General features: G+C 47.1%; 17 protein-coding genes. 10 read left to right on the top strand and 7 right to left on the bottom strand.

All coding sequences use genetic code 11. The features are described 5' to 3' along the window. Positions 1-2: 2 nt before the first annotated feature. From scpA to IS446_RS05110, 9 genes are all read left to right on the top strand, one after another. The gene (gene scpA, locus IS446_RS05150) at positions 3-2,129 is read left to right on the top strand and encodes a methylmalonyl-CoA mutase (RefSeq protein ID WP_203058941.1); all 2,127 of its coding nucleotides are present in this window, start codon (positions 3-5) and stop codon (positions 2,127-2,129) included. Positions 2,130-2,149: 20 nt separating this feature from the next. Continuing rightward, positions 2,150-3,031: an SDR family oxidoreductase gene (locus IS446_RS05145; RefSeq protein ID WP_203058940.1), complete on the top strand. Its 882-nt coding sequence runs from the start codon at positions 2,150-2,152 to the stop codon at positions 3,029-3,031. Between the two features lie 210 nt (positions 3,032-3,241). Then, positions 3,242-4,015, top strand: a complete 774-nt coding sequence (locus IS446_RS05140) for a ParA family protein (RefSeq protein WP_203058939.1) — start codon at positions 3,242-3,244, stop codon at positions 4,013-4,015. 3 nt (positions 4,016-4,018) lie between these two features. Beyond that, positions 4,019-4,918, top strand: a complete 900-nt coding sequence (locus IS446_RS05135; protein ID WP_203058938.1) for a ParB/RepB/Spo0J family partition protein — start codon at positions 4,019-4,021, stop codon at positions 4,916-4,918. Between the two features lie 29 nt (positions 4,919-4,947). After that, positions 4,948-5,595: a DUF5683 domain-containing protein gene (locus IS446_RS05130; protein ID WP_203058937.1), complete on the top strand. Its 648-nt coding sequence runs from the start codon at positions 4,948-4,950 to the stop codon at positions 5,593-5,595. Between the two features lie 29 nt (positions 5,596-5,624). Further along, the gene (dapB, locus tag IS446_RS05125; RefSeq protein WP_203058936.1) at positions 5,625-6,332 is read left to right on the top strand and encodes a 4-hydroxy-tetrahydrodipicolinate reductase; all 708 of its coding nucleotides are present in this window, start codon (positions 5,625-5,627) and stop codon (positions 6,330-6,332) included. 111 nt (positions 6,333-6,443) lie between these two features. Beyond that, a complete protein-coding gene (gene lepB / locus IS446_RS05120; RefSeq protein ID WP_203058935.1) occupies positions 6,444-8,150 on the top strand; it encodes a signal peptidase I in 1,707 nt (568 codons plus the stop codon). A gap of 10 nt (positions 8,151-8,160) precedes the next feature. After that, positions 8,161-8,778, top strand: coding sequence for a WbqC family protein (locus IS446_RS05115; RefSeq protein ID WP_203058934.1), 618 nt, complete (start codon positions 8,161-8,163; stop codon positions 8,776-8,778). Beyond that, entirely contained in the window at positions 8,778-9,101 is a 324-nt protein-coding gene (locus tag IS446_RS05110; protein WP_203058933.1) for a DUF6122 family protein, read from the top strand. Before IS446_RS05115 ends, IS446_RS05110 begins: the two co-directional genes overlap by 1 nt. Here the strand turns inward: IS446_RS05110 and IS446_RS05105 are convergent. From IS446_RS05105 to IS446_RS05075, 7 genes are all read right to left on the bottom strand, one after another. After that, the gene (locus tag IS446_RS05105) at positions 9,087-10,103 is read right to left on the bottom strand and encodes an endonuclease/exonuclease/phosphatase family protein (protein ID WP_203058932.1); all 1,017 of its coding nucleotides are present in this window, start codon (positions 10,101-10,103) and stop codon (positions 9,087-9,089) included. The two genes, IS446_RS05110 and IS446_RS05105, sit on opposite strands and share 15 nt — an antisense overlap. Before the next feature lie 9 nt (positions 10,104-10,112). Next, a complete protein-coding gene (locus tag IS446_RS05100; RefSeq protein WP_203058931.1) occupies positions 10,113-10,979 on the bottom strand; it encodes a rhomboid family protein in 867 nt (288 codons plus the stop codon). Beyond that, on the bottom strand, positions 10,979-11,731 hold the full coding sequence (locus tag IS446_RS05095) for a rhomboid family intramembrane serine protease (protein WP_203058930.1): 753 nt from the start codon (positions 11,729-11,731) through the stop codon (positions 10,979-10,981). The genes IS446_RS05100 and IS446_RS05095 overlap by 1 nt, the downstream gene beginning before the upstream one ends. Continuing rightward, positions 11,732-13,627 carry a DNA mismatch repair endonuclease MutL gene (gene mutL, locus IS446_RS05090; protein WP_203058929.1) on the bottom strand — a complete coding sequence of 632 codons (1,896 nt, stop codon included), beginning with the start codon at positions 13,625-13,627 and terminating at the stop codon, positions 11,732-11,734. After that, positions 13,627-13,920, bottom strand: coding sequence for a hypothetical protein (locus IS446_RS05085; protein ID WP_203058928.1), 294 nt, complete (start codon positions 13,918-13,920; stop codon positions 13,627-13,629). Before IS446_RS05085 ends, mutL begins: the two co-directional genes overlap by 1 nt. A gap of 179 nt (positions 13,921-14,099) precedes the next feature. Further along, positions 14,100-14,582: a 6,7-dimethyl-8-ribityllumazine synthase gene (gene ribH, locus IS446_RS05080; RefSeq protein WP_203058927.1), complete on the bottom strand. Its 483-nt coding sequence runs from the start codon at positions 14,580-14,582 to the stop codon at positions 14,100-14,102. After that, positions 14,582-15,346 (bottom strand): tetratricopeptide repeat protein, encoded by a 765-nt coding sequence (locus IS446_RS05075; RefSeq protein ID WP_203058926.1) that lies wholly within the window; start codon positions 15,344-15,346, stop codon positions 14,582-14,584. Before IS446_RS05075 ends, ribH begins: the two co-directional genes overlap by 1 nt. A 133-nt stretch (positions 15,347-15,479) precedes the next feature. Between IS446_RS05075 and recF the strand changes: the two genes are divergently transcribed. Next, positions 15,480-16,568: a DNA replication/repair protein RecF gene (gene recF, locus IS446_RS05070; protein WP_203058925.1), complete on the top strand. Its 1,089-nt coding sequence runs from the start codon at positions 15,480-15,482 to the stop codon at positions 16,566-16,568. Position 16,569: the final 1 nt, after the last annotated feature.

Raw genomic sequence — 16,569 nt, 5'->3', positions numbered from 1 at the left:
CCATGAGCAGAAAATCACTTCAGGACTTGCAACTTAAGGCTTCGGCACCACGTTCTTCTTCTCCCGAAAAGGGAAAGACCACCGCCGAAGGCATTGAAATAAAAACACAGTATGCTGAGGCCGATCTAAAGGACCTCAGCCACCTGGATTTTGCAGCCGGAATCCCCCCCTACCTTCGCGGCCCTTACAGTACCATGTACGTAAGGCGCCCGTGGACCATAAGGCAATACGCCGGATTCTCCACTGCCGAAGAAAGCAACGCTTTTTATCGCCGTAACCTGGCAGCAGGCCAGAAAGGACTCTCCGTAGCCTTTGACCTGCCCACCCACCGCGGCTATGACTCAGACCACGAACGCGTGGTTGGTGATGTTGGAAAAGCCGGAGTAGCCATCGACAGCATCGAAGACATGAAGATCCTGTTCGATCAGATCCCCCTCGATAAAATGTCGGTATCCATGACCATGAACGGAGCGGTACTCCCCATCATGGCCTTTTATATCGTTACTGCCGAGGAGCAGGGCGTTTCCCCCGAGCAACTCTCAGGAACCATCCAGAACGATATTCTCAAAGAGTTCATGGTGCGAAATACGTACATCTATCCACCAACGCCTTCCATGAAGATCATTGCCGATATCTTTGAGTATACCAGTAAGCATATGCCCCGGTTTAACAGCATAAGTATTTCCGGATACCATATGCATGAGGCCGGAGCTTCTGCCGATATCGAGCTGGCGTATACCCTGGCTGACGGACTGGAATACATACGTACCGGACTAAAAGCAGGGATGGATATCGATAGTTTCGCTCCAAGATTATCTTTTTTCTGGGCCATAGGCATGAACCACTTTATGGAGATCGCCAAAATGCGGGCCGGACGTATGCTCTGGACCAAACTCGTAAACCAGTTCAACCCGGTTAATCCGAAATCCCTGGCCCTGAGAACGCATAGTCAGACCAGCGGATGGAGCCTCACCGAACAAGATCCTTTTAACAATGTGGCCCGTACCTGTATAGAAGCGGCAGCAGCAGCCTTTGGAGGCACCCAGTCGCTCCACACCAACGCCCTGGATGAAGCCATCGCCCTGCCTACTGACTTCTCGGCGCGTATTGCCAGAAACACGCAGTTATTCCTGCAGGAGGAGACCATGATCACCAAGACCACCGACCCTTGGGCCGGTAGTTATTACGTTGAAAAACTTACAGCAGAGATCGCAGAAAAAGCATGGAAGCTTATTGAAGAGGTCGAAGAACTGGGCGGAATGACCAAGGCGATCGAAGCCGGGATCCCGAAAATGCGTATCGAAGAGGCCGCAGCGAGAAAGCAGGCACGCATCGATAGCGGAAGAGATATTATTGTGGGGGTTAATAAATACAAACTGGAGCAGGAAGAAGCTCTGGATGTTCTCGAAGTAGACAACCAGCAGGTGCGCAAGCAACAACTGGAGCGCCTGGAGAAGGTTAGAAAAGAACGCAACCCGGAAAAGGTGAACGCCGCCCTCGAGGCGCTGACCAAAGCTGCAGCATCAGGAGAAGGCAATTTGCTCGCCCTGGCCGTATACGCAGCAAGAAACCGGGCTACCCTGGGAGAGATCTCCATGGCCCTCGAAGAGGTCTACGGTCGCTATAAGGCCAGGATCCAAACATTTAGCGGAGTATATTCTAAAGAAGTGAAAGACGATAGCAGTTTTGCGAAGGCCAGGGAAATGGCCGGAAAATTTGAAGAAAAAGAAGGACGCCGTCCCCGTATCATGGTCGCCAAAATGGGACAGGACGGTCACGACAGAGGAGCCAAAGTAGTCTCCACAGGTTATGCCGACGTAGGCTTTGATGTAGATATTGGTCCGCTGTTCCAAACACCGGAAGAAGCTGCCCGACAAGCAGTAGAGAACGATGTTCACGTGCTTGGGGTCTCCTCCCTGGCAGGCGGACATAAAACGCTGGTGCCACGCGTGGTCGAAGCCCTCAAGGGCTACGGGCGAGAAGACATCATGGTGATCGTGGGCGGGGTGATCCCACGCCAGGATTACCAGGACCTTTTTGACGCCGGCGCCACGGCCGTATTCGGCCCCGGAACCCCGGTAAGCGAAACGGCTATACGAATTCTCGAGATCCTTAACGACGAAGAATAACATAACATTAATCAACCTGTATGAACCTTAAAGAAAAAATGTTGCGCGACGATGCGCTCAAAGGAAAGACCATAGTAGTTACCGGTGGAGGTAGCGGACTGGGAAAATCGATGACCCGGTATTTCCTTGAACTCGGAGCCCGCGTGGCCATCACCTCCAGGAATCTTGAGAAATTGGAGAACACCGCCAAAGAACTGAGCGCAGAAACAGGTGGAGAATGCCTGGCCCTGGCCTGCGACGTACGTCATTACGATCAGGTGGAAACCATGAGAGACCAGGTTATCGCCCATTTTGGAAAAGTAGACATCCTCCTGAACAATGCAGCAGGAAACTTTATCTCTCCCACAGAGCGACTTTCGGCCAATGCCTTCGATACCATTATCGATATCGTATTAAAAGGCACCAAGAATTGTACCCTGGCCTTCGGTAAACACTGGATAGACCAAAAACAAGAGAACACCAATGTACTCAATATCGTTACCACCTACGCCTGGACCGGTTCTGCCTATGTAGTACCTTCTGCTACAGCTAAGGCCGGCGTTCTCGCCATGACCCGTAGCCTGGCGGTAGAATGGGCAAAGTACGGTATGCGATTCAACGCCATTGCTCCCGGGCCTTTCCCGACAAAAGGTGCCTGGGACCGCCTCCTTCCCGGAGACCTGAAAGAAAAGTTCGATCTGGCCAAAAAAGTCCCCCTCAAGCGTGTGGGAGACCACCAGGAACTCGCCAACCTGGCAGCTTACCTGGTTTCTGACTTCAGTGCCTATGTCAACGGCGAAGTGATCACCATCGATGGTGGCGAATGGCTGAAAGGCGCCGGACAGTTCAATCTGCTGGAAGCCGTACCTGAAGAGATGTGGGACATGCTGGAAGCTATGATCCGCGCTCGTAAAAGCAAATAATCACAAGCTAATTGTTAATACTGAAACAACCTTAGTTATTAACAATTTCAGCTGAATTTTCTGAGCCCTTTTCGCAAACCGAATAGGGCTCAGCTGTTTATCCTATGTTGTGGGTTTTCTCTTAAAAGTCTCCTCTTCCGTTGTTGAAAAAATTCATTTTTAATACTCACAAATAATCGTATTTTTACGAGGTAAATTCTATTTATTGTTATGGGTAAAATTATTGCTGTTGCGAATCAAAAGGGAGGCGTGGGCAAAACCACCACCTCTGTTAACCTGGCAGCTTCACTAGGTGTCCTGGAAAAAAAGGTATTGCTTATCGATGCTGATCCCCAGGCCAATGCGACTTCGGGACTGGGTATCGATGTAGAGGCTGTAGAGCACGGTTCATACCAGGTGCTCGAGCATTCGCTACCGGTTAAAGACACCATAATAACGACCGAATCGCCTAACGTAGACCTTATCCCTGCACACATCGACCTGGTGGCTATCGAGATCGAACTGGTAGACCAGGACCAGCGCGAGTACATGCTTAAAAAAGCGATCGCAGAGGTGCGGGATCACTACGACTATATTCTTATAGACTGTGCCCCTTCTCTTGGGTTATTGACACTTAACGCCCTTACGGCATCAGACTCAGTGATCATTCCTATCCAATGCGAGTACTTCGCCCTTGAAGGACTTGGAAAACTGTTGAATACCATTAAGAGTGTTCAGAAGATCCACAATCCGAATCTCGATATCGAGGGTATGTTACTTACCATGTACGACTCCAGATTAAGACTTTCCAACCAGGTGGTCGAAGAAGTTCAAAAGCACTTCAGCGATATGGTCTTCGAAACTATTATTCAGCGTAATGTGCGCTTGAGCGAAGCGCCAAGTTACGGTGAAACCATAATTAATTACGATGCAACGAGTAAAGGAGCCACAAATTATCTAAATTTGGCCCACGAAATTATTGAAAAGAACAAGCAAGCGGTATAATTAATGGCAAAAGCAACGAAGAAACAAGCTTTAGGAAGAGGACTCTCGGCCCTGTTAAAGGATCCGGAGAATGACATCAAATCGGCTGAAGATAAAAATGCCGACAAGGTGGTAGGGAGCATTGTAGAACTGGAACTGGACACCATCGAGGTGAATCCGTTTCAGCCCCGTACGAACTTCAATGAAGAAACCCTGCAGGAACTCGCTATTTCCATTAAAGAGCTTGGCGTTATTCAGCCCATTACCGTTCGTAAACTCGAATTCAACAAATACCAGCTGGTATCGGGAGAACGAAGACTTCGCGCCTCGAAGATCGCAGGACTCCAAACCGTACCGGCCTATATCAGGATCGCCAATGACCAGGAATCCCTGGAAATGGCCCTGGTTGAAAATATCCAACGTCAGGACCTCGACCCTATCGAGGTTGCCCTCTCTTATCAGCGTTTGCTCGATGAGATCGAGATCACCCAGGAACAACTCAGTGATCGCGTAGGTAAAAAACGTTCGACCATTACCAATTACCTGCGTCTGCTCAAACTCGACCCGATCATTCAAACCGGAATGAGAGACGGATTCGTGAGTATGGGACACGGTCGCGCACTGATCAATATAGACAGTAAGGAAGACCAGATCATGATCTACGAAAAGGTCATTTCCCAATCCCTTTCGGTTCGCGAAACCGAAAAGCTCGTTAGAGATTACCAACTAAAGAAGGAAACCAAAGACACCAAAAAGCCTGCTACTCCGGAAATGCCCGAATACGTTTCGGAAAATATGGATAGCCTTACTGAGTATTTATCGTCTAAAGTAGATGTTAAAGTCGCGAAAAATGGCAAGGGTAAGCTTATTATTCCTTTCCATTCCAAGGAAGACTTTTTACGTCTTGCCAAACTCCTGAAGTAGTGCAGTTCAAATACCTAGCAGTCCTTTTGATGTGGGTTGGTGTTTTTCATGCCAATGCACAGGAAATTCCTGCGCCATTAGAGCCGGCAGATTCCCTGCAGCTCAGCCAAACCCAACAGGAAGGAGCCCTTACCGCTAAAGAGATACGACGTATCGAGCGTAAGCTGGAAAAACAAAATAAACGTCTGGCCCGCCAAAAAGATCCCCTTACCCCGGCCAGAGCCGCCTTTTATTCGGCCATGATCCCCGGACTCGGACAGATCTACAACCGCAGCTATTGGAAGCTTCCTATTGTTTATGGTGCCATTGGTACAGGTATGTATTTCTACATCAACAACTCTAACCAATACAACAGGTATCGCGATGCCTATAAAAGTAGGTTGGCGGGATTTCAAAACGATGAGTTTTACGACATCAACGGCAGCGGGATCATCCCCGGAAGTCCGGACGTAAGTGACGAGTCACTGCGTAATGCCCAGGAATTCTACCAGCGTAACCGCGACCTCTCCCTGCTTATAACCGTAGGACTTTACGTGCTTAACATTATCGACGCCAATGTAGATGCACACCTCAAGCAATACAACATTAGCGACGACCTCACCTTCCAGCCTTATTTGGAGCAAAACCCCAATAGCCTGGATGCCAATTTCGGACTAAGCCTTAATATGAGGTTCTAGATCCCGTAAAATCATTTAAATCAGCGCTCATGAAAATCGCACTTCTCGGATATGGAAAAATGGGAAAAATGATCGAAGCCATTGCCGTTAAAAGAGGTCATGAGATCGTATCCATTATCAATAAAGGAGATAACACAGATCTTAATAATGCCGATGTAGCCATAGATTTCAGCATCCCGGAATCGGCCTTCGAAAACATCACCCATTGCTTTGAACAAGGCGTACCAGTGATCTGCGGAACAACAGGATGGCTCGATCGCTACGAAGAGGCCATCGCCATTTGCAAGGAAAAACAAGGTGCTTTTATTTATGCCTCGAACTTTAGCCTGGGGGTGAATATCTTTTTTGAACTCAACCGTCACCTCGCCAAGATCATGGCGCGCCTTGACGATTACGAGGTTAGCATGGAAGAGATCCACCACACGCATAAGCTTGACGCACCCAGTGGCACCGCCATCACCCTGGCCGAGGGGATCATGGAACACACCGAACACAAGACCTGGCACCTTAGCAATGAAAGTGAAAATGCCAAAGACATGAGCATTCCGGTAATGGCAAAACGTAAAGGGGAAGTCCCCGGAACCCACCACGTGTCCTGGAACAGCCCTGTAGATCGCATCGATATTTCTCACACCGCACACAACAGGGAAGGCTTTGCTCTGGGCGCGGTCATGGCCGCCGAATGGCTTAAGGACAAGACGGGAGTCTTTACCATGAAAGACGTTCTCAGCCTCTGATCACCCTTTCTCAGGGTAATCATCGCGGTTTTGAATAAATCCTTTATTTTTACTACCACAACACGAAATAATTTGCCCCAAAGGCATATGCACTAAACCAATTACGCAGAGATGACAGCTACACAATGGATCTTATTTTTCTTCCTTATCCAGGTAATCCACTTTCTGGGAACATGGAAACTTTATAAAAAAGCCGGAAGGCAGGCCTGGGAAGCCCTGATCCCGGTATACAACGCCGTGGTCCTGATGAAGATCATTCGCCGTCCGTGGTGGTGGGTTATCCTGTTATTCTTACCCATCATCAACCTGATCATGATCCCGGTGGTCTGGGTAGAAACCATAAGAAGCTTCGGCCGCAACAGCACCGCAGACACTGCCCTGGTATTGCTTTCCCTGGGCTTTTACATCTACTACGTAAACTATATGCTGGATGTGGAATACATTCAGGACCGCTCCCTGCAACCCAGAACTGCTCTGGGCGAGTGGGTTAGCTCGATCCTTTTTGCCGTAGTGGCTGCGACCCTGGTACACACGTACTTTATACAACCATATGTTATCCCGACCTCTTCCCTGGAACAAAGCCTCCTGGTTGGAGATTTTCTCTTTGTTAGTAAATTCCATTACGGAGCCAGAACCCCTATGACCACTGTAGCCTTCCCTATGGTTCACGACACCCTGCCTGTAGTTAAAGGCAAGTCGTACCTCAAAAAGCCACAACTACCCTATTTCAGATTACCGGGTTTCCAGAATATCAAGCGAAATGATATCGTGGTTTTCAGCTGGCCCGCAGATACCGTTGAACAATTCTTTGTAAAAACAGATAAGCGCATCAGAAAGCCTATCGATAAAAAATCCAATTACGTAAAAAGAGCGGTTGCCATTGCCGGAGACACCCTGGAGATCAAAGACGGATTTGTATATATCGACGGAGAAAAGACCGTGCTTCCGGACAGAGCCAAACCACAGTACTCGTACCAGATCAAGTCGGCAAAAGGCGTCACCTCTGCTGCCCTGCTCGAAGCGGGAGCCAGAGAGCTCAATCGCGTATATGTAGCCAGTAGTGTGAACCAGCAACAACTCAATGCCCTGATCCCCTACCTGGTTACCAATCCGCAGAAATCTCCTCAAGGCGGTATCATCCTGCAAACAGGACGCACCGGCATCCCGGTGAAGGTAGCCAGAAAGTACAACCTCAACCTCAAGGAGATCGCCAACTACGAAAGAGAAGCGACCCTTACCCTGGAAGGCGCCGAGAAATTAAAGAACAACCCGGCCATAGACAGCGTGATACGCTACGTAATGCCAAAAGAGCTTACCAATACCTTGTTTTTCCCTAATGACGCTTCGTATACCTGGAATCTTGATAATATGGGACCTGTGTACATTCCCGAAGCCGGGAAAACGATCACTCTGACCCCGCGAAACCTGCCGCTCTACAAAAAGATCATCAGGGAGTATGAAGGCAACGAGCTAGACATGAAGAACGGCACTATCCTTATTAATGGTGAACCTGCAAGTGAATACACCTTTAAACAGGATTACTATTGGATGATGGGAGACAACCGCCACCGTTCAGAAGATAGCCGCTATTGGGGATTTGTCCCTTATGATCACGTAGTAGGAAAACCTGTGTTCATTTGGATGAGCATTGAAAACTTTACCCAAGGCATGAAGAACTGGGAGATCCGATGGGATCGCGTCTTCACCACCGTAGGCGGTGAAGGAAAACCAAAATCATACCTGTACTGGTTCCTGGGAGCCCTGGCACTTTATTTGGGGTGGTCACAATGGAGAAAACGCAAAAATAAAACCTCGTAATTCATAAGGTATGAGGCATCTGTTACACCCTGCTTTTTTCGCCAACGTCGCCCATTTTGTGGCTATGGCCAAGGGTCCTTTTGTATTCGAAAAAGAAGACAACTACCAGAAGCAAACCTACCGTAACAGAACATATATCTACAGTGCGAACGGCGTACAGATGCTTTCTGTACCCATCAAGCACAGCGGGAATCCGCAAGGGCATCAAAAGTATAAGGATGTGATCCTGGAAGATAATTTCGACTGGAAAAAACAACATTGGAAAACCATACAAACGGCCTATCGCACCTCCCCCTTCTTCGAATATTACGAAGACGAACTTATTCCCTTCTTCGAAAAAAAGCATCACAGGCTTTACGATATGAATTTAGAAAGTATCGAACTGCTTGCAGAGATCATGCAAATGGACCTGGAATTTGAATATACGGGGAGTTTCGAGAAGACACCTTCTGAGACTGCAGACCAACGGCCGCTCATCAACGCCAAGTCGGGTGTCGATCACGGATTTTCAAGCTACACCCAGGTATTTGGTGACCGTCACGGATTCATACCCAACCTCAGTATTCTGGACCTACTCTTTAACGAAGGTCCAAACGCCCTGAGCTACCTGGAAAGCCAATCTCTTTAATGATCGAGACACTTCGCCACTTTGTGCACTACGGGATCCATTTTGGGGTTCCCTTGATCATTGCTGCAACGATCTACAGAAGCAACTTCAAAATTGCACTTATCATACTTTTAAGTGGGATCCTTATCGATATCGACCACCTTTGGGCTACCCCCCTCTTTGATCCGAACCGATGCTCTATAGGTTTCCATTCCCTGCATCAGTGGCCCTATGTAGCCCTATACCTCCTTCTGGCCCTATGGCCAAGAACCAGGCTTGCAGGCATTGCCCTGCTCATTCATATCGCAGCCGATCTATCCGACTGCTTTCTAATGGATCTTTAACTGAGAGATCACCGGATAGTGATCTGAATAGAAGTCATAGCGGTTCTTATGAGAGACCACCTCGATATCTGAACCCGCAAAAATAAAGTCGATACGCAGCGGATAATACCTGAAGTAATAGGTCTTCCCGGTGCCTTGACCTTCTTCTTCGAAGGTATCTGCAGCCTCACCGCGAATTTGTTTGTAGACGGCAGAAAACTGGGTGTTATTAAGGTCTCCACAGATGATCACAGGATAAGCACTCGAATCCCGGTGTTGCTCAAAGATATCGGCTTGCTCCTTCTGCCGGGCAAAAGCCTTTCCCATCCTGTTCGCAATACGATTGGAGTTCTCCTGGCTGATCTCTTCTGCTTCCGGGTTAATTTTAAACGATTGTAAGTGCACATTGTACACCCTTACCGTATCCCTTCCGATCTCCAGATCGGCGTAGATCGCATTGTTCCCGGAATTCGGAAAATCCAGAGATCCCTTACCGACGATAGGATAACGCGAGTAGATCACCTGCCCCATTCTTCCGGTCTTATACTCCACATACCGATGCGGATAACCGGAAAACAACCCTTCCTCATCCTTATGAAATTCCTGCAAACAGAGAATATCGGGGTCTTCTTCCCGAACCATCTCCGCAATACGCGTTTCGACATTTTCTTCAGGGATCCAGTTGTACTTATTGAACAACCGTACATTATAGGTCATTACCTTAATGGCAGAAGAAGTGATCACCCTGGGAGTACCCCCGAATTTGTAAAGGGACAAAACACTCGAATATCCCGCCAGCAGGACCAGGAACGACAAAAGCCATTGCCTTTTTAGGGAAAAAAGCCAATACAACATGAAAGCCAGATTGAGCAATACTAAAGGTGGTACGGCCAGGCTGAAAATGGATAGTTTTGGTGAGAGTTCTATTGGAATATAGGGAATGAGCAAACCAAAGACCAAAGCAAGTGCCAGGACAATGTTAATGAGGTAAACACCTTTTTGCAGCCAGTTAAGGTTTTTCATGGGACGTTATTAATCTTCCTTCCCCGCTTTGAAAAGAAAGTCTTTTTCTTCTTTGGTCAGGCTTTCGTAGCCGCTCTTACTGATCTTATCAAGGATCTCATCGATGTGTTTCTGATATTCTTTTTTATTTGAATCTTCATAGCGATTCATCTTCTTACTGCGATGAACGGTTTTAAGCGGACTCCTTTTTTTCTTTTTAAAGACGTTCCCGAGCTTATCCAACATACCTCCGAATCCTTCTCCGATATCTTTCCCATCCATGAGATTTCGGGCATAGAGAAAACCTAGTAGTTCCCCACCGAGATGCGCAAGATGCCCTCCGGAATTGCCCATTGGAAGCTGTATCAGATCTAAAAGCACCACAAAAACACCGATATACCACAGTTTGACATTAAAGAAGATCACCCTGACCTCCTGGTTAGGCAGGTAGGTACACACAAAAATGAGTACAGCCATCACCGCAGCCGAGGCCCCTATCAAAGACGAATCAATACCGGAGAATACGGGAAATATGTTATAGCTCAGGAGGAACAATACCCCACCGGCAATTGCGCCCAGGAAGTAAACATTGATAAAGGTCTTGTGATTAAATAGGTTGAGAAAGATCCTCCCCGCAAAATACAACAGAAGCATATTCCAGAAAATATGCATGAAATTGGCATGGAAAAATGCATAGGTTACCAAAGACCAGGGCTGAACAATAAAATCTCCAAATTGCTTGGGCAATTCGAACCAGTCCATGATCGCCCCTTTATTCATACGGAATAAAAAGGTGACCAGGCCATTGATGATATAGATCGCCACATTAACAGCAATGAGCTTCTCGGCTATATTGAGCCTTGAAAATCGGTATTGCAGATCTTTAGTAACACTCATTAATTCCAACGATTGCTGTTAAACTGATTTCTTTTCCAGTACCAGGTCATAATAAAGCCGAACAACGCACCACCAACGTGGGCGAAATGCGCGATACCAGACCCGAAGATAGACATTCCGGTAACACCTGAGAAAAGGTCTAACGCTATCAATATAGGAATAAAATATTTTGCCTTTATAGGAATCGGGAGGAAGATCAACATAAGTTCGGCATTTGGGAACATCATACCAAAGGCCACCAAAATACCATAGATAGCACCCGATGCCCCTACTGCCGGGATATTGTAGGCCATGGCGAATTGCTGCATCACCTCATTGGCCACCCCTTCTACCTGCATATATTGCCCGGGAGGGATCTGTGGCAATAACGCCTGGATCCTGTCCGGGGTATACCCGATCTCTAACAGCGCCTGATACCCTTCCTGAAAATGGTAATAGTTTACCAGGGTATGGATGATCGCAGCGCCGATACCGGCCGAAAAATAAAAGAACAGAAACTTATTGCGCCCCCACATCTGCTCGAGAGGCGAACCGAAAGCCCACAAAGCATACATATTGAACAGAATATGAAAAATACTTCGCTTATCATGCATGAACATGTGGGTAATAAACTGCCAGAATCCGAAATTCTGGTTTTCAGGGAACCACAGGGCCATGGCGTAATAAAACTCATCGCTCAACAGTTGGGCTGCGATAAAGAAAAGTACATTGATGATAAGCAAATGCTTGATCGCTTCGGTAAGTCTTCCCATTTATAAAAAGCGTTTATCGATTTCGTCTACCGTCATTGTAATATAGGTAGGCTTATTAAAAGGTGAAATATCGGGTTGTTTGGTCGCAAAAAGGTTGTTTACCAGGGCCTGCATTGACGCCTGATTAAGATACTCTCCTGAACGCACCGCCAGGCTTTTACACAAGGTTCTGGCCAGCATATCAGACTGAGAGAAAGCATGCTCCGGCAATTCTTCCTGCAGGTCAGAAAGCAGCTGGTCCAGGACCACGGCCGCATCGCCTTCTGAAACATTGACCGGTACTCCTGAGATCTCTACCGCTTCCCCGTCGAGGGCCGAAAACACGAAGCCGGTACTTTCCAGGCTTTGTTGCAATTCGAGCAATAAGCTCATTTCGGTAGGATTGAGACTCAGCTTTATCGGGAACAACAATTGCTGACTTGCCCCGCTCTGTACAGTCATGTTCTTTAAGAACTCTTCATAAAGCACCCGCTGGTGCGCACGGCGCTGATCAATGATCACCAGTCCGGATTTTATGGTGGTTACGATGTATTTTTTATGCAACTGATAGGTCGTTGTCGATGCCGATTCGCTATCTTCCTCGAACAGAGACCCGGTTACCTGCTCTGACTCCACTTCTATAGAGCTGAACGATTCCTTCTCTTCATCCAGACCTACATAGAGACTCTCCCATGAACCCGAACGCTCCCTCTTTGGGTAAGCATGACCTGAAGCTCCACCTCCTGAATAGGACGAAGAACCGCCGGAAGATGATGATGAAGCATTGCCTGTAACCTTTGGCTCATCTTCAAAAGGATTAAAACTACTATCAACTTCAATGGTGGGCGTTGTCGCCGTACTCATCTTATTGTACTGATAGGGCGTATCGAGATTCGCATCCCTGTCAAAATCAAGGACAGGAGCCACATTGAACTGCCCGAGACTATGTTTTACCGCAGATCGTATAATGGCGTAGATGGTATGCTCATCGTCGAACTTGATCTCTGTCTTGGTAGGGTGGATATTGATATCCAACTTGGACGGATCGACCTCCAAAAAGAGGAAATACCCCGGATGGGTTTGCTCTTTGATCAACCCTTCAAAAGCCGCCCCTACTGCGTGATGCAAGTAGGAACTTTTAATAAACCGGTCGTTGACAAAAAAGAACTGCTCGCCGCGCGTTTTCTTTGAAAACTCGGGCTTAAATACGAATCCGCTAATGTTCACCACCCCGGTCTCTTCAGAAACGGGTACGAGGCGCTCATTGGTCTTATTGCCGAACACATGAACAATGCGCTGGCGGATATTGGCGGTGGGAAGCTTAAAAAGCTCACTGCCGTTATTGTAAAAATCAAAGGCGATCGCAGGATGCGCCAGTACGACCCTATGAAATTCATCAATGATGTGACGAAGCTCAACGGCATTTGATTTCAGGAAGTTACGACGGGCAGGAATATTAAAGAACAGGTTCTTTACCTGCATGGACGTACCGCGTTTGGTAGCGGTTACTTCCTGGGACACCAACTTTCCGCCTTCCATGCGGATCTGCGTACCCACCATATCGTCGTTATCGCTGGTATTCATTTCTACATGGGCAATAGCCCCTATAGAAGCCAGTGCCTCTCCCCGGAACCCTTTGGTATCGAGCTGAAAGAGATCTTCGGCTGCACGTATTTTGGAAGTGGCATGTCTCGAGAACGACAACCGCGCATCGGTCTCACTCATCCCCTTTCCGTTATCCACAACCTGGATCAGGGTTTTCCCTGCGTCTTTTACTATAAGTTGAATATGGGTAGCTCCTGCATCTATGGCGTTCTCCAGAAGTTCTTTCACAACAGAGGCAGGCCTTTGGACCACCTCTCCTGCTGCTATCTGATTCGCGACATGGTCCGGTAAGAGCTGAATAATATCTGCCATTAAAATATATTGTCTAGGTTGATCGTCCTGAGGGCAACGTATGCGAACATGATAAGAAAGACAAGGATCACGATAAAGCGGATCCTGCTGTTCATCGAAGTTGAACTCTTGCGTTGTGTCTTCCAGTCTTCACGAAAACTCTTGCGGCGATAGCCGTTAAAATAGTCTTCATCTGAGCGTGGCTGATTCTTCTTCTTTAATTCCTCCAAGCGCTCCTTGCGTTCATCGTAGTATCTTGGCGTATAGCCATATGTTTTATTTCCGCGTTGTTTAAAAAGTGTTGGGAGCTTCATAATCTCAAAATTACTTAAAATGACCTACAATGCCACCTTCTTCATCCTAAAAATTGTTAAGGCAACACCAGATAAGACTGCGAAAAAACACCTTATTCACGCTATCTACCTGAGGTATAAAGACAAAAAAAGACAGGAGGTTCCTGTCTTTAATTCTTCTGTACGATACAGACCATGTGCTACTGAGAGAGTACCGCCATCTTGATGGCCGCAATAGCCGCCTCGGTTCCCTTATTACCGTGTTTACCTCCGCTGCGGTCCAATGCCTGCTGTAAGGTATTATCGGTAAGCACGCAAAAGATCACGGGAGTATCGGTTTGCGTATTGAGATCCATGATACCCTGGGCCGTAGCCTGGCATACAAAATCGAAGTGTTTGGTCTCTCCCTGGATCACACTTCCGATAGCGATAACCGCATCGGGCCTGGTCTTTTCGATGAGCTTCTTGGCCCCATAGGTCAATTCAAAGCTCCCGGGAACATCCCATCGGGTGATATTCTCCAGCAAGGCTCCGCAATCGAGCAGCGCCTCTTCCGCCCCTTTGTAAAGAGCTTCGGTGATCTCATGATTCCATTCAGAAACAACGATCCCAAACCGAAAGGGCTTCGCGTTTGGGATCGTTGCTTTATCGTACTGTGATAAATTTTTATTTTCAGTTGCCATTATTCAAGGGTTTGTGCTTTCCCTATAAAGATATCAATTGTTCTGGCTTCTTCAGTCTCAGGGAACTCAGATTTAATACGCTCGAAGTATTTAAGAGCACTTTCTTTATCACCCATTTGCATAGCCAGGGTCCCTGCCTTGTACAAAAATTTAGGTGCTGTAAAGCTGTTATCACTATGAGCGATCGCTTTTTCGTAAAACTCCATAGCATCTTCTGGCTGATTAAGCTGAACGAAAGCATCTCCGATGTTTCCTTTTGCTAAAGCTCCAAGGATCGGATCATCACTCTTGAATCCTTCGAGGTAATTGATCGCTTCCTGGTACTTTTGAATGTTTAGATATGCCATTCCTGCGCTGTAGTGGGCCAGATTAGCTGCCTGGGTACCGGCGTAGTTATCCATGATATCGAGAAGTCCGTACTTCCCTGCCGCTCCGTTAAGGGCAAGATTGTAAAGGGAATCCTTTTCGGTGCTGTTCACGGCAGCGTCAAAATACTGCTGCGCAAAGAACATTTCGTTAGAAGCTTCTACTTCTTTAGGCTGCTGTATAAATTGCTGATAGCCCAGGAAACCAAGAACTGCCACTACAACGATACCGATACCGGCAAGAATATACTTCTGGTTACTAATTACCCATTCTTCAGTTCTTCCTGCACCTTCATCAAGTGTATTAAATACTTCTGCTGTTGCACTGTGCTCTTCGTGAGTATGTGTTTCCTCGTTCTTTTTAGCAGGCTTGTAGCCTCTTTTCTTATACGTTGCCATTGGATTCAATTTGGTTATGCCCCGCAAAAATAAAATATATTATGAAATAGGAAAGCCTTTATATTTGTTTATTTTAGATATTTTGCGACCTTCGGCCAAGGCGTAAAAACACCCTGAAGAACCCCCTATCCACATGGTCCTGAAACAGTTATCACTTATCAATTTCAAGAATTTCGACTCAAAAAATTTTGAGCTCGACAATAAGATCAATTGTTTTGTCGGAAATAACGGGATCGGAAAGACCAATGCCCTGGATGCCGTGTACACCCTGGCCTTCGGAAAGAGCTATTTTAATCCTATAGCCTCTCAAAATATCAGGCATGGAGAAGACTTCATGGTCGTAGAAGGACTATTCGAAAAGAACGAAAAGGAAGAAAAGGTGGTCTTAAGCCTTAAGAAGGGGCAAAAAAAGGTGATCAAAAGAAACGGTAAGATCTACGACAAACTCTCGGACCATATCGGGTTTCTTCCGCTGGTGATCATCTCTCCTGCCGACCGTGATCTTATTGTAGAAGGCAGCGAAACAAGACGCAAGTTCATAGATGGGGTGATCTCCCAAAGTAACTCCGGTTATTTGCACCAGCTCCTCTCCTACAACAAGCTGCTCACACAGCGCAATTCCCTGCTCAAGTACTTTGCACTTAACAACACCTTTGACAAGGACACCCTGGACGTTTACGACCTGCAGATGAACGAACTGGCTACCGCCATTTTCGAAGCGAGAAAACAATTCCTGGAAACCTTTATTCCTATCTTCAGGGAGCGCTACCTGGCTATAGCAGGCAAAGAAGAAGGTATCGACCTCACCTATGAGAGTCAGCTTTTTGAGAAACCATTGACCGCCCTTCTGGCCGAATCCTTTTCTAAAGACCGGGCGTTGCAATACACCTCCAGGGGGATCCACAAGGACGATCTCAAATTTGAGATCGGTGGCCACCCGGTGAAGAAATTCGGAAGCCAGGGCCAGCAAAAGTCATTCCTGATCGCCTTAAAACTCGCGCAGTTCGACTTCCTGAAATCAAAAGCAGGCGTAACCCCGTTATTGCTTTTAGATGATATTTTCGACAAGCTTGATGAAGATCGTGTCGGGCAGATCGTAGCCCTGGTAAATAAAGACGAATTCGGACAGATCTTTATTAGCGACACCCATCCCGAACGTACCGAAGCGGTGGTCAAAGCAACTCACCAAACCTATAAGATGATCAACCTTTCCAATTCCTGAT

This window comes from Robertkochia sediminum (assembly GCF_016786255.1).
GTDB classification, from domain to species: domain Bacteria; phylum Bacteroidota; class Bacteroidia; order Flavobacteriales; family Flavobacteriaceae; genus Robertkochia; species Robertkochia sediminum.
This window is presented reverse-complemented; position numbering and strand designations above follow the sequence as displayed.